The sequence below is a fragment of the Acinetobacter defluvii genome (assembly GCF_001704615.3).
Taxonomy (GTDB): Bacteria; Pseudomonadota; Gammaproteobacteria; order Pseudomonadales; family Moraxellaceae; genus Acinetobacter; species Acinetobacter defluvii.
The window spans coordinates 3129230-3144090 of the sequence record NZ_CP029397.2; the positions used below are offsets into that span (position 1 = coordinate 3129230).

Genomic DNA, 14861 nt, shown 5'->3' on the forward strand with positions numbered 1-14861 from the left:
CCTCCACATTATTAAGTATTAAATCATCTTATAAACCAATCTCTTCCAAAGTCTTACCTTTCGTTTCTTCACCCAAAATCAAGATCACTAAAGCCACACCCACAAGCACAGCAGTAAACATCATAAAGACTGCGCTAAAGCCATTACTTGCAACCATCATATGCGTCACCACCAATGGTGCAACAATCCCGCCCATTCGCCCAATTGCAGATGCCCAACCTGAACCAAAGGCACGGATATTGGTTGGATATTGCTCAGGAGTATATGTATAAAGCACACCCCAAGCACCCAAATTAAAGAAAGACATCAAACAACCCCACAACATGATCATACTGACGGATGTCGCTTGCCCAAAGAAATAAGCGGACACCGCGCACATGCCGATAAAGCCTGCCAAAGTCGCTTTACGTCCTAACTTTTCCACTAACCATGCCGCAGCAACATAACCTGGGAGCTGTGCCAAGATCATGCCAAGTACATATTCAAATGACTGCACGATGCTATAGCCTTGTTTGACCAATAGACTTGGTAGCCATGTGAAAATACCATAATAAGAAAAGACGATTCCAAACCAAATCAACCACAACATCAAAGTACGTTTAGCAAAAGGATTTGACCAAAGTTGTAAAAATGAAATGTTCTGCTTTTCCGCCACAGGTTTGACTTCAATCGTTTCGATTACTTCCACGCCACATTGACGTTCAAGTTTTTGTACTAAAGCATGTGCTTCTTGGATTCGTCCACGATTGATTAAATATGGAACCGATTCAGGGACTTTTTTCAGAATCATAAACACATAAATTGCAGGTAGCCCCCCGATCAAAAAGGCAATATGCCAACCATAATCAGGAATCACAAAGTAAGAGATTAACGCTGCAACGAGCCAACCTAAGCCCCAAAAACTTTCCAGTAAAACAATAAAACGCCCACGAACGTGCGCAGGAATATATTCACTGACCAAAGTCACAGCAACTGGAAGCTGCCCCCCAAGTCCCAAACCAACCACAAAGCGAAAAACCAATAACCATGTTAAGTTCGGCGCAACGGCACATAAAGCAGTCGCGATGCTATAAGTGACTAAGGTAATTGCAAATACAGTTCGACGACCAATTCTGTCAGCTAGACCACCTGAAAACACTGCTCCGATTGCCATACCAACAAAACCAATGGATACCACCCAGCCCTTTTCAGATGGTGTCATTTGCCATTCTTCAGCCATTTTGGTCAGGATAAAGGAAATCAAACCTGTATCCATGGCATCGAACATCCAACCGAGTCCGATGACCCATAGCAAAGTATAGTGAAACTTGCCGATGGGTAGACGTTGTACGCGTGAAACTAAATCCATAATCGTGCTCTATGAATATGCTGTATCAGGTGAAAGGGAGATGCTGCCTTCACAACAGGATTTATAATTGTATTCATTATTATAAAGGTTCTGACTTTGATCTAAATCAGAACCCGACATCTATCATTTAAAAGCTAAGCTTTTTATTTGGCTAAATCAAGATTCATCTTTGGATGATGCTGATTGTTCATCATCATCTTTATAGATAAATTTCGGCATTTCCAAACCAAAATAAATCGCAATACAACGCAGAGAAAAACCAAAAACCAAAGTCGAAATCACTGTTACTTCTAAAGACAACCCAACATCCATGCAGAACCAATAGAAGATCACCGCAACAAATGAGATCGAGGCATACAGTTCACGGCGGAAAACTAAAGGCACATCATTACATAAAATATCACGCAGAATACCGCCTGAAACTCCTGTCAATACACCTGCAACGGCAGAAACAACAAAGCCATGCCCCATGTCCAAAGCAATCTGACAACCAATAATGGTAAAACCAATCAAACCTAAAGCATCGAGTAAAAGAAAGATGGAGTGTAAATGCTTCATCCATTTTGCAATTAAAATGGTGACAAATGCAGCGCAACAAGTGAGCACTAAATACTCAGGATGTTTCACCCAAGTCAGCGGATAATGTCCAAGTAATACATCTCGCACCGAACCACCACCGAGCGCAGTTACACAAGCAATCAGCACCACACCAAACCAATCCATACTCCGCCTTCCTGCCGAAAGTGCGCCTGTCATGGCTTCTGCCGTAATTGCAATAATGTAGATGACTAACAACAACATTGCCCTTCTTCCGCTGAGGGTTATCGATGCGCGCTATTCTAAGTCAAATCACCTGAAAAGTTACAGATATTGTGCGCAACATTGCTTAAATTTTTTACCTGAACCACAAATACAGGGCTGTTTCATGGTGATCTGCTGATCTGTGGTCGGATCCAGGAAATACCACGTATTTTCATGTTTTACAAAATGTGAAACTTCATGATGAATTTGTACAGATCGATCTGTCCCATCCAAGGCTGAATAATGTGCCTTAAACTCAACTTTGGCATGGTTTTTATCAATTTTTTCTTGTGCTTTTACGACTTCAAGTTTTAACCATTGGTTGGCTTTGCTCCAATCTGCAATCGCTTTAACATCCAAAGCTTGTTGTTGTCCAAGCGCTGTCGTTTTGACAATATAATCAATCTTTTGTTTTGCAAATGCGCTATAACGTGAACGCATGAGTTGTTCGGCACTTTCGGCTTTTTTCTGTCCTAGATGTAGAGGCTGACAGCATTCACTGTATAAAGATGAACCACAGGGACAAGGGAGATTAGACATAGAAAAGCTCAAGCATATTTATAAAAGAATTTTAGCAAAATTTCTGTTTTTTAGTAAAATTCACAAAGATATTTGGACTAATAACCATTTATCAAAATGAATCTAATACTCTCTAACAAATAACTCATAGATAATTGTGCAAAATACCATAATATTAGACGATCATAATATAGCCATTTCCACACAAAAGAATATCTTATAAATGAAATTTATGATTCAAACTATTCTAATAATGTACTTATCTCTAAATGCACAAAATGTATTTGCAGAACAATGCCCACAAAGCAATGAAAATAGAACAGCAGCAATTATCGATGGCTTAATCAAGCTTGATTTAAAACTAACAAAAGAGTGTGCTGAAAAGGGAAATGTTCGTGCACAAAAAGATTTAGCAATCGCTTACGCATCAGGACGACTTAGAATCGCACAAGACTTAGATGAAGCATTAAAATGGGAAACCAAGGCAGCTTTACAAGGAGATCCTGAAGCCCAATATGATGTAGGACTATCTTATTCTGTCAGGGGTAACTATCAAAAAGCAATGGAGTGGTACTTAAAAGCTTCTGAACAAAATTATGCTCAAGCGCAGCTTTATATCGGAATGCTATACGCGTATGGGAACGGAGTCCCTCGTGATGTAGACAAAGCAATCTATTGGTATAGGAAAGCTGCCAAAAATGGAAATATTTCTGCTCAGATGGTGATTGCCAATATTGATCAAAAGTAAATTTTTTCTATCACTTATTGTATTGCTTTGGTTTTTAAATTGATTTGTGATTTAATCGACACTGTATACCTTATGCACTGCATAGAACTCGATTTACGTGGTATCTCTTTTTATTATTTTTAGGCACTTAAGCATCGATTAGATATTTTATAAATATTGATGACTTAAGCACCTTCTTATTTCCATTTCAAAGCCAATGCTTTTAAAAGATTAAAAAATAAGATCAATTCTTTTGAAACAAATACACCTGAAAACTCGCTGTTAAATTGATTTTTTCAAGCTGTTCAAGTGCTTGGCGTTTTTCAGCTTTGGCTTTGTAAGCATAAGGTGTCATGGCAATCAGGTTTTTTAATTGTGCCTGTTCTAACTCAAAAGTAGATTCGACAATTGGCTGTTCGAGCAAAGTAAAATACTTTTGTAATTGTTCCACAAACTTATGCGGATCATGAGCATTGACCTCATCAAACAAAGCTTCACGCATCGCATAGAGATGATTCGGTGCAGGTGTCACCACCATCAAATAACCCTCAGATTTGAGTACCCGTAAAATTTCTTCTTGTGGAATCGGACTAAATAAACTGGTACATAGGTCAATCGACTGATCCATCACAGGCAAAGTCGCACCCGTTCCAACCACCCAAGTTACATTTTTATTTATTTTTGCTGCAACTTGTACTGCATTTTTGGCAATATCCACACCCACACATTGCATCACTTCTTGCTGCATAGCATCGGTGTAATAACCTTCACCACAACCGATATCGAGTAAGTTTTCAATACGTAAATCACGGATCTTGTTTACAACTGCTTGCTGTAAGGGTGCATAAAAACCACCACTGAGAAAGGCACGACGGGCTTGAACAGACTCAGGAGTATCACCTGGATTTTTACTGTGTTTATGCTGAACGACATGCAAATTCACATAACCTTGCTTCGCCACATCATAGCTATGATTATTGTTACAGTGCCATGTGCGTTCAGTTAAGTTGAGTGCTTCACGACACACAGGGCACATCAACACATTCCTGATTTGTTTCAAAACCTTCTCCAAACTCATTTTAAAGCCATAAAAAAAGTCGGCAGATGCCGACTCTCTTCAACAACTTGTGCTTAACGCAATTTTAAAGTCATTAGACCTAAAACTACCAGCATAATTGTAATAATCCAGAAACGAATTACCACTTGGGTTTCACGCCAACCTTTTTTCTCATAGTGATGATGCAATGGTGCCATGAGGAATACGCGTTTATTACGCATACGCAATGAACCGATTTGTAGGAATACCGAAATTGCTTCTACGACAAATACACCGCCCATGATGGCAAATACGATTTCTTGGCGAACCATGACCGCAATTGTACCAAGCATCGCACCGAGTGATAATGCGCCAACATCGCCCATAAAAACTTGTGCAGGATGTGCATTATACCACAGGAAAGCCAAGCCCGCGCCGATCATTGCCGAACAGATAATTACAAGCTCCGAAGTATATTTCACATATGGAATATGTAGATAATTGGCAAAACGAACATCACCCGCCAAATAAGCAAATACACCTAATCCTGCTGCAACCAGTACGATTGGCATGATTGCCAAACCATCCAAACCATCCGTTAAATTCACTGCATTTGACCCCCCATTGATCACCAAATAAGTGAAAACAATGAAGCCAATTCCCAAAGGAATTGCAGACAATGGAATGCTGAGATTTTTGAAAAATGGAATTAACAAATCCAACATATTGGCAGTATGTATAGGATTTTCTTGTTGTGTTGCAATCACATACAATGCAATCCCTGCACCCAATGAGCCGACAGATGTCCAAAAGAATTTTTTCTTAGCTGGTAAGCCTGCATTGTCTTTATAGCGAACTTTAATCCAATCATCCGCCCAACCCACTGCACCAAAGATCACCATCACCCCCAGTACAATCCATACATAAGGATTGGATAGATCTGCCCAAAGCAAGGTACTGATGCCAATCGACAGTAGGATTAAAATCCCACCCATGGTCGGTGTACCCATTTTCTTGGCATGGTTTTCTGGTGCAAATGAACTGACTGCTTGACCATATTTTAAGGCTTGTAATTTACGAATCATCACAGGGCCTAAAGCCCAACCAATTGCCAATGCCGTTAAGACACTCAGCAAGGCACGTAAAGACAAATACCGAACCACTTGAAAGGCATTTTCATAGCCTGCCAAATGTTGAAACAACCAAAACAGCATTAAATTTTCTCCATCAATTCAGCCATCAACGTTTCCATATGGGTATAACGAGAACCTTTAAATAGGAAACTCATGGACTGCGGTTGATGTGTCTCAATTAAACTCATTAAAAGTGGTAATGCTTGCGCTTGTGTAAGAAAGGCTTGCATTTTTTTACCATATTGGGTGCTTCTTGCCCCCTCTTGTACTGCGGGAGCAAACTCCCCTACAGCAACCACAAAGTTAATTCCTTTAACTGAAACCAGATCACGACCGAGCATATAGTGTTGTTGTGCCGCTGTTTGACCTAACTCACCTATATCCCCCATCACCATCACTTTGATGCCTTGTTGCTGTGCTAAAACCTCAGCAGCAGCGCGCATCGATGTTGGGTTGGCATTATAAGTATCATCAATAAACAAATAATTGTCTTTTTGAATAAAATTCAAGCGACCTTTTGCACCTTGCGCTTGTTCAAGCCCGATGACAATATCATCTAAAGCCACACCGATTGCCAATGCAAAGGCGGTTGCTGCCTCGGCATTATGCACATTGTGCTGACCTGCAAAAGGTAAATTTACAGCTTTTGAGCCTTGGGGCGTATTAAGCGTAAAAATTGCAGATTGGGCATGTAATTGAATGTCTGTTGCAAATACATCGCCACCTTGACCAAAACTGAGCACATGTTCAGTTCGTACTGCTTGGCGAATACTATCACTAAAATCATCTTGGGCAGGCACAATTGAAGTGCCACTTGGATCAATATGTGCATAAATCTCAGACTTGGCGCGACAAATACCATCACGCCCACCAAATTCACCCAAATGTGCTGTACCGATATTTAAAATCCCAGCCACATGCGGTTGAACCAAATTGGAGGTGTAATCAATTTCACCTTGATGACTTGCACCCAACTCCATCACTGCATATTGATGCTCAGCACGAAGTTCAAGCAACATCATCGGCACGCCGAGATCATTGTTCAAATTACCACGAGTAATCAAAGTCGGTGCTAAACGCGACAAAATACTTCCCAACATTTCTTTGGTGGTGGTTTTACCACTACTGCCTGTCAGTGCAATCACTTTCAGCTGTGAATTTTGTGCACGCCGATAAGCTCCTAAGCGCCCTAAAGCGAATCGCGTATCTGCAACCACAAGCTGACAAATATCTACATCAATAGGATGACTCACGATAGCAACTTGGCAACCATTTTCAGCCACCTGTGCCACAAAATCATGTGCGTCAAAACGCTCACCTTTCAGTGCTAAAAAGGCATCCCCCAATTCAGCATGACGTGAATCTGTCAAAATACGTTTAATGTCACTTTGCGGTGCTTTATCTAAATACCAATAGCCCTGTGTTGCTTCAGCGAGTTGTGCTGCTGACCATGGTTGCAATGGCACAGTACTGGTTGTTGAGGTATGCATCTGTTCTTCCTACTGCGCGGGGTATGCTGAATGAGGTTTATGATGTTGTGCCTCTATTGCTGATTGCACTTCTACGACATCATCAAACCAATGGCGCACCCCATCAATTTCTTGATAGTTTTCATGACCTTTTCCTGCGATCACCACAATGTCACCTGATTGGGCATGTTTGACTGCATATTTAATCGCTTCTCGGCGATCATGAATTTCTTTGACATGATGTTCTTCAAAATTCACATCACGTTTCATGTCTGCGAAGATTTGTTCAGGGTCTTCAGTGCGTGGGTTATCCGAAGTCATCAACACTGGATCTGCTTGCTCTAAGGCAGCTTTGGTCATCAGTGGACGTTTACCCCGATCCCGATCACCGCCACAGCCAAACACCGCCCACAGTTGATTTTCAACATGGCGTTTTAAAGTTTTTAACACTTGGGTTAAGGCATCTGGTGTATGTGCGTAATCGACGACAAATAAGCGATCTTCATCACGGATGACTTGCATACGTCCAGGTGCACCCTTTAACTTCGGTACAAGTGCGATCAACTCTGCTAGGTCATAACCTGCCTGTTCGACCATGATCAAACTCGCTAGCAGATTTTCAATATTAAAATGCCCAAGCAAAGGACTATTAACGGTATATTCGCCTTTTTCAGTTTTTAAATGAAAGCTTGCACCTTCTAAACTATACTGAATACCAAAAACTTGATAATCCGCAGCTTTTGAAGTGGAATAAGTTAATACTTTAGGATGCGCTTGATTGCTACTTGCAGCATTGAGCATGATATCGGCATGTGCATCATCTACATTGATAATCGCCACTTTTAAACTTGGAAATTTAAATAGCTGAGATTTAGCTTCGGCATACGCTTCAAGCGTGCCATGATAGTCCAAATGATCACGACTTAAATTACTATATGCGGCTATTTCAATATCAGCACCATTCAAACGCCCTTGTTCTAAACCATGCGAACTGGCTTCAATTGATGCGAACTCAGCACCATTTTGCGCAAATTCATGCAACAGGTTTTGTAAATGCAACGCATCCAAAGTGGTATGTGAAGATGCTTCAAGATTCGGTAAAATGCCGTTGCCCGTCGTTCCCATCACCGCACATTTACGACCTTTGAGCATTAACAACTCTGCCACCAAACGGGAAATCGTGGTTTTACCATTGGTCCCTGTCACAGCCAATACACGTGTAGCGTTGATTGGATCAGTCGCTTGTAAATATTGTTTCTGCCATTGTCCCATGAGATGACGCACATCAGGACATGTCCAACTATTTTGCAAAGCTAAGTCAGACTCACTGATCACCGCCAAAGCCCCTTTTTCTAGCGCAGATCGAGCAAACTGTAAGGTTTTTTCAGGTTGTGAAAAGCTATTTAGAGCAATAAAAATTTGCCCTGTACTCACCGCTCGACTATCTAAACAAAAGCCTTGAAATGGCGCTGCCATCCAAGTTTGGAGATTGTCGACGGGATAAATGTCTTGAAAATGAATCGTCATCATTCACCTATTTGGATGGATTGATAGAGTCGAGAGGTTTATCAAGCGGTACGTTCATTAAACGTAGAGATTCTTGCATAATTTTTGCAAAGACTGGGGCTGCAACCAACCCCCCATAATATTGTCCACGTGGATTTTCCACCACTACAATAATCGCCAAGCGTGGATCACTGATCGGGGCAACACCTGCAAATAGCGCACGATATTCGGTATTTGAGTAACCTTTATGATCAGGACGCAGCTTATGCGCTGTCCCTGTTTTCCCCCCAACACGGTAGCCTGGAATATTGGCTTGCTTGGCAGTACCACCTGGCATGGTGACTTGCTCAAGCATCAACAATACATCATCTGCGATTTTTGGTTCTAAGACTTGTTTGCCTTTTGGCTGATCTTGAAGTTTATATAAACTAAGCGGATATTCTACGCCATGATTTGCCAACATCGCATAGCCTTGTGCCAACTGTAAAATCGTGGCATTTAGACCATAACCATACGCCATAGTCCCAATTTGCGAAGAGTTCAGTTTATTTGGCGGTAATACTAAACCACTACTTTCACCTGGGAATTTCACTGCAGAACGTTGACCAAAACCGACTTTTCTAAAGAAACTTGGTAGTGTTTCTTTGGGTAAAGAAAGGGCAATCTTCGCAGAACCGACGTTCGAAGATTTGATAATTACACCAGTCACGGTCAATGAACCATAGTTATGCGTATCACGAATAGTATGTGAGCCTAAACGCATTGTTCCTGGGCTAGTATTAATGATCGAATTTGGTGTGTATTTACCACTTTCTAAACCGGCGGCAACTGTAAACGGCTTCATGGTTGAACCGGGTTCAAACATGTCAATTGCACCACGGTTACGCATGGCATCTTTGTTTTTCAAACCATTTTTATCATTTGGATTGTATGAAGGCCAACTGCCCATCGCCAAAATTTCACCTGTTTTGACATCCACGGCGATTGCAGAGGCAGAACGTGCATTGTTGGCAACACCGACCGCAGTTAACTCACGGTACATAATATATTGCAAACGTGAGTCGATACTCAGCGTCACATTTTCACCTGGTGTTACTTCTTTGATGACTTCAGGTGTAGCAATACGGTTACCGTGTTTATCACGAGAAATTTTTTGCTCGCCATCTTCACCAGCCAAACGGGTATTGAGCTGCATTTCCAAACCTTCAATCCCTGTACCTTCACTATTGGTTAAACCAATAATCTGCGCATTCGGTTGTGGCTGTGGATAATAGCGTTTATACATTTTCTCAGAATATACACCTGCAAATTTACGCTTGGTAATAATATCTGCTTGCGGTGGAGGTACTTCTTTTTTCAATACCAAATAACGTGAACGAGGGCGTTCAGCTAATTTTTTCTTTAAATCAGCACGGTCAATGCCAACCGCATCTGCCAATTCATCTAAATTTAGATTTTCATCTGGCAATTGACGTTTTAACTTACGGCTTTCAGGTGTTTTTTTGAGCTCTTCTGTAATTTTTTCAAATTGGGCTTTGGTTTCAAAATATTCACGTGGATCAATCACCACTTTCATAATCGGGGTACTGATCGCCAAAGGAACACCATGACGATCACTGATCACGCCACGCATGGCTTTAAGTTTTTCAGTTCGTAGAATATTGGCATTGGCTTTATTTTGCAAAAAGTCTTTATTGATGACTTGCACATAAAAAGCACGTCCAACCAACATGATAAAACACAGCAGTACCACGCCCCACATCAAATAATAACGCCACATATCTACAGCGACAGAAGACTTAGCAGAAATAGGCTGCTGTTTTTTTCGCGGTTGACGGGGGGCTTTGTTTTGCTTATCTACCATACAACTTGCCTATTTCTTTTGCTCAGGTTCAGACGGTAATGAAATCACAACGGTTTGCGCTGCGGGTGGCGAATACATACGGAGTTGCGTTACAGCACGTGTACCTATCTGTGCAGTTGCGCCAAAAGTTTGTTGCTCAATTAATAAACGCCCCCATTCGGCATTAATGGTTTCTCTTTCACGCATATAACCATTCAGCTCTCGGAAATCATGCCGATAAGCAAAAACCTGTAGCACCACCATAAATGCACTACCTAATACCAAGAACAACAAAAAAGCATAAAATATTGCTTTTTTTATCGCCTGTCGGTTGTTCCGCTCTTCTACAATTTCTTCTTTCATTCTGCGCCTTTCTGTTCTAAGCGTTCTGCGACACGAAGCCAAGCACTGCGTGAACGTGGATTTTCCTTCACTTCAGCTTCACTTGCACGCACACGATCAATTTTTTTCAAACGACGAGTATCCTGCACTTTTTGAGGTAAACCCCAACCATTATCTTCTGCTAAAGTTGATTCTTTTTGTATAAATTGTTTAATAATTCGATCTTCTAAAGAATGAAAACTAATCACTGCTAAACGTCCATGCGCTTTTAATACATCTACAGCTTGTGGCAAGAAAGCATGCACATCATCTAATTCTTTATTAATTTCAATACGAATCGCTTGGAAAGTACGGGTTGCAGCATGTTTATTTTTCTCCCATTTTGGGTGTGCAACTTTCACGATTTCAGCCAACTGTGCAGTGGTTTCAATATATCCCGCTTGTTTAATGGCTTTAGCAATACGGCGACTATAGCGCTCTTCTCCGTATTGAAAAATGACATTGGCTAAATGTTCTTCATCTACATCGACTAACCATTCAGCTGCAGTTTGACCTTGAGAGTTATCCATCCGCATATCCAAAGGTCCATCTTTCATAAAGCTAAAACCACGTTCTGCCTGATCAAGTTGCGGTGAAGACACGCCCAAATCTGCCATAACACCATCGACCTGATCAATGCCACGTTGTTGTAGTTCTTGTTGTAAGTCAGCAAAGCTTGCGTGAATGATTTTAAATCTTGGATCTTGTTGTTCAAGTTCAGCGCCCACAGCCAAAGCTTGTGGGTCTTTATCAAAAGCAAAAACTTGTGAATTTTCATTTAACTTAGACAATAATAATCGGGTATGACCACCACGTCCAAAAGTCCCATCAATATAGATTCCTGTATTTCGGTCAGCAAGGAGCGCATCAACAGTTTCATGTAGCAATACAGAAATATGGGACATAAGTTCAGGTTCAATTCAGTCAGAAAATGTAACTGCACATTATTACCTTGTTTTGTCAAAGCTCCAAACGTCTTTTTGTAGGAAAATATTACTTTCTATAGGGAAAACCGTTTTAATTAAAAATAAATCGCTCATTTTTGAAAATGAAAGTACCTTCAATACAGTGAAACACATCATTCAACTGATTTACTTTTTAGCATTTTCACATCACCTTGTGCCAACTCTTCTTGAACATGCCAACCTTGATGCGAATAAAACGTGAAAGCTCGACTATGACGGTCTGTTTCAAGCCAAATCTCTGAAAATTTTTCAAACAAAATCTGTTCCATTTTCTGCAGCAATGCTTTTCCGATCCCTTTATTTTCAGCATCAGGATAAACAAACATTGCAAAAACACTCCCTTCTTCTTGATCCGCAATCGCAAACCCACAGCCACGCTGCTCATATTCAGCAACCCATACCGATGTTGTATCTGTAATCAATTCCGAAATAACATCGTGCGTAATACCCAATTCAGTTAATTCTTGTTTTGATAAATGATTTTCTTTTACAGCTGTACGAATATCAAAGATCAGATCAATATCATCAACTGTTGCAGCTCTTATTTTTACACTCATTACTTCTCCTAATATACTGTTTTTAAAATAAATCCAATGTACATAAAAAACCTCCTAAAAATAGGAGGCTTTGCATTTAGATCAGCAAAATATTAACGTTTATCGTTATAAATTTGATCAAACACACCACCATTTACAAAGTGGGTTTGCTGCGCTTTAGCCCAACCCCCAAATACTTCATCAATGGTAAAAGTTTTTAGTTTCGGGAATTGCTTTGCATATTTCGCTAAAACTTTTTCATTACGTGGGCGGTAGAAATGTTTTGCAGCCATTTCCTGACCAATTGGTGAATATAAATAGTTAATATAGCCTGTTGCTAGCCATTTATTGCCATTTTTCGCCACAGTTTTGTCCACAATCGCAACCGAAGGCTCAGTCAAAATAGACATAGATGGATAAACGATATCGAATTTATTGCCTAAAGTTTTTTTACTGATCATGGCTTCATTTTCCCACGTCAGTAATACATCACCGATACCACGTTCAGCAAACGTTGTCATCGAAGCACGTGCGGCAGGATCCATGACTTTCACGTTATGGTACATTTTAGACACGAATTCACGTGCTTTGGCATCGTTACCACCCGGTTGTTTCAGCGCATAGCCCCACGCAGACAAATAAATCCAACGAGGCAATCCGCCTGTTTTTGGATTAGGTGTAATGATTTGCACCCCTGGCTTGGTCAAATCAGTCCAATCTTTAATGTGTTTTGGATTGCCTTTGCGTACCATAAACACAATCGTTGAGGTATAAGGTGCTGAGTTATGTGGAAATTCTTTCTGCCAACCTTTGTCAATTTGACCTGATTTTACGATTTCTTCAATGTCATTTGCCAACGCAAGTGTCACCACATCGCCCTTTAAACCATCTACGACTGAACGTGCTTGTTTGCCCGACCCCCCATGTGATTGCTTGAAGTTTACCGTATGACCTGTACGGTTTTTCCAATAGGTGCCAAATGATTTATTGAATTCATCGTAGAATTCACGGGTTGCATCATAAGAGACATTTAAAAATTGACGATCAGCGGCTTGCGCTACATTTGAAGTCACCGCTACACCAGCTGCAAGCAATGCAACGTGCAGCCATGTTCTCACTTGAATTTTCATGACGTTTCAGTACTAAAATCTTGAATTGTGCTAAATATATGAAATAAGCAGATAAACCGCAATTTAATAATTTCTACTCAAATTGTATTTTTATCAATCAATCGTATGATAATCATTTGTTTCTATTTATAAAAATCTCAAAACAATCTACTTATTTATATTTTATAGATTTTTTAGCATTGCTTATACAAAAAAGAGAATTAATAAATTCTCTTTTTTCCTTTTTGAGATATTCAAACCAGCTTATTTTTCAGATGAAATTTGATCGTAAATCGCACCATTTACAAAGTGGGTTTGCTGTGCTTTTGCCCAACCACCAAAAACGTCATTGATGGTAAATAGTTTAATTTTTGGAAACTTTGCCGCATATTTTGCTGCAACTTGGGCATTGCGAGGACGGAAATGATATTTTGCAGCCAACTCCTGCCCTTGTGGAGAATATAAATAATTTAAATAACCTTTGGCTAAATTACGATTACCATCTTTAGCGACATTTTTATCTACGATCGCCACTGAAGGCTCTGCCAAAATGGAAATAGAAGGATAAACGATTTGATACTTGTCTTTATCAGGTCCAGACGTGGCTAGAATTGCTTCATTTTCCCAAGACAGCAATACATCGCCAATGCCACGCTCAGCAAAAGTGGTCAGCGAACCGCGTGCACCTGAGTCTAAAACTTTGACATTGTTATAGAGTTTTTTGACCAATTCACGTGCTTTGACATCATTTCCACCCGGTTGTTTTAGTGCATAGCCCCATGCAGACAAATAAATCCAACGTGGTGCGCCCCCTGTTTTGGGATTTGGTGTCACAATTTCAACACCTGGCTTCGTTAAATCATTCCAATCTTTAATATTTTTAGGATTTCCTTTACGCACCAAGAAAACCACTGTAGATGTATATGGTGCTGAGTTATTTGGAAATTCTTTCTGCCAATCTTTTTCAATCAAGCCTGCTTTGACAATTTCATCAATATCATTTGCCAATGCCAAAGTCACCACATCCGCTTGCAACCCATCAATCACTGAACGTGCTTGCTTACCAGAACCACCATGTGACTGTTTAAACTCAATTGTTTGTCCTGTACGCTGCTGCCAAAAAGTAGCAAAACTTTTATTATATTCTTGATAAAACTCTCGTGTTGGGTCGTAAGATACGTTTAAAAAATCTTTTGCAGCATAAGCACTTAAACTACTTAACCCCATTAAGCTGACTACAGTTGCCACTATCATTTTTTTCATTTTAATTTCACAGGTTTAGTTTCTAAATTAAGATTACTTTATGTTTTGTTTTTTTAATTTACAATCATAGAGTTATAACAATATATAAAACCAATAGCTATATTTTAGATATCTTTTTTGCATATAAGGTTATTCAAAAATAAAGTATTTTAAATTTAGAGAAAAATGTATACTCCTTCACAATAACTACACATTTATTTGCTATTAATACGCAGCTCTTACAAA

General features: G+C 40.1%; 14 protein-coding genes. 1 reads left to right on the forward strand and 13 read right to left on the reverse strand.

Going from position 1 to position 14861, the window contains the following annotated elements; all coding sequences use genetic code 11:
- Positions 1-28 precede the first annotated feature (28 nt).
- The 3 genes from niaP to DJ533_RS17490 form a co-directional block, all read right to left on the reverse strand.
- A complete protein-coding gene (gene niaP, locus DJ533_RS17480; RefSeq protein WP_065993802.1) occupies positions 29-1348 on the reverse strand; it encodes a niacin transporter NiaP in 1320 nt (439 codons plus the stop codon).
- Positions 1349-1504: 156 nt separating this feature from the next.
- Positions 1505-2149, reverse strand: coding sequence for a trimeric intracellular cation channel family protein (locus DJ533_RS17485; protein ID WP_065993803.1), 645 nt, complete (start codon positions 2147-2149; stop codon positions 1505-1507).
- A gap of 60 nt (positions 2150-2209) precedes the next feature.
- The gene (locus tag DJ533_RS17490) at positions 2210-2689 is read right to left on the reverse strand and encodes a YchJ family protein (RefSeq protein ID WP_065993804.1); all 480 of its coding nucleotides are present in this window, start codon (positions 2687-2689) and stop codon (positions 2210-2212) included.
- Between the two features lie 211 nt (positions 2690-2900).
- On the opposite strand from DJ533_RS17490, the gene DJ533_RS17495 reads away from it, so the two are divergent.
- Positions 2901-3416 carry a tetratricopeptide repeat protein gene (locus tag DJ533_RS17495; RefSeq protein ID WP_228716502.1) on the forward strand — a complete coding sequence of 172 codons (516 nt, stop codon included), beginning with the start codon at positions 2901-2903 and terminating at the stop codon, positions 3414-3416.
- Positions 3417-3639: 223 nt separating this feature from the next.
- Here DJ533_RS17495 and DJ533_RS17500 read toward each other — a convergent pair whose 3' ends face one another.
- The 10 genes from DJ533_RS17500 to DJ533_RS17545 all read right to left on the reverse strand — a co-directional run bounded on the left by DJ533_RS17500 (position 3640) and on the right by DJ533_RS17545 (position 14636).
- Positions 3640-4473, reverse strand: coding sequence for a putative RNA methyltransferase (locus DJ533_RS17500; protein ID WP_215900543.1), 834 nt, complete (start codon positions 4471-4473; stop codon positions 3640-3642).
- A 53-nt stretch (positions 4474-4526) separates the two neighbouring features.
- On the reverse strand, positions 4527-5645 hold the full coding sequence (gene mraY, locus DJ533_RS17505) for a phospho-N-acetylmuramoyl-pentapeptide-transferase (protein WP_065993807.1): 1119 nt from the start codon (positions 5643-5645) through the stop codon (positions 4527-4529).
- Positions 5645-7054 carry a UDP-N-acetylmuramoyl-tripeptide--D-alanyl-D-alanine ligase gene (locus tag DJ533_RS17510; RefSeq protein WP_065993808.1) on the reverse strand — a complete coding sequence of 470 codons (1410 nt, stop codon included), beginning with the start codon at positions 7052-7054 and terminating at the stop codon, positions 5645-5647. Before DJ533_RS17510 ends, mraY begins: the two co-directional genes overlap by 1 nt.
- Before the next feature lie 9 nt (positions 7055-7063).
- Positions 7064-8560 (reverse strand): UDP-N-acetylmuramoyl-L-alanyl-D-glutamate--2,6-diaminopimelate ligase, encoded by a 1497-nt coding sequence (locus tag DJ533_RS17515; RefSeq protein ID WP_065993809.1) that lies wholly within the window; start codon positions 8558-8560, stop codon positions 7064-7066.
- 7 nt (positions 8561-8567) lie between these two features.
- Positions 8568-10403 (reverse strand): penicillin-binding protein PBP3, encoded by a 1836-nt coding sequence (gene ftsI / locus DJ533_RS17520; RefSeq protein WP_065993810.1) that lies wholly within the window; start codon positions 10401-10403, stop codon positions 8568-8570.
- 9 nt (positions 10404-10412) lie between these two features.
- Positions 10413-10745 (reverse strand): cell division protein FtsL, encoded by a 333-nt coding sequence (gene ftsL / locus DJ533_RS17525; RefSeq protein ID WP_065993811.1) that lies wholly within the window; start codon positions 10743-10745, stop codon positions 10413-10415.
- Positions 10742-11668, reverse strand: a complete 927-nt coding sequence (gene rsmH / locus DJ533_RS17530) for a 16S rRNA (cytosine(1402)-N(4))-methyltransferase RsmH (protein ID WP_065993812.1) — start codon at positions 11666-11668, stop codon at positions 10742-10744. Before rsmH ends, ftsL begins: the two co-directional genes overlap by 4 nt.
- 173 nt (positions 11669-11841) lie before the next feature.
- Positions 11842-12285, reverse strand: coding sequence for a GNAT family N-acetyltransferase (locus tag DJ533_RS17535; RefSeq protein ID WP_065993813.1), 444 nt, complete (start codon positions 12283-12285; stop codon positions 11842-11844).
- Positions 12286-12377: 92 nt separating this feature from the next.
- Positions 12378-13394 (reverse strand): sulfate ABC transporter substrate-binding protein, encoded by a 1017-nt coding sequence (locus tag DJ533_RS17540; protein WP_065993814.1) that lies wholly within the window; start codon positions 13392-13394, stop codon positions 12378-12380.
- Between the two features lie 243 nt (positions 13395-13637).
- Entirely contained in the window at positions 13638-14636 is a 999-nt protein-coding gene (locus DJ533_RS17545) for a sulfate ABC transporter substrate-binding protein (RefSeq protein WP_065993815.1), read from the reverse strand.
- Positions 14637-14861: the final 225 nt, after the last annotated feature.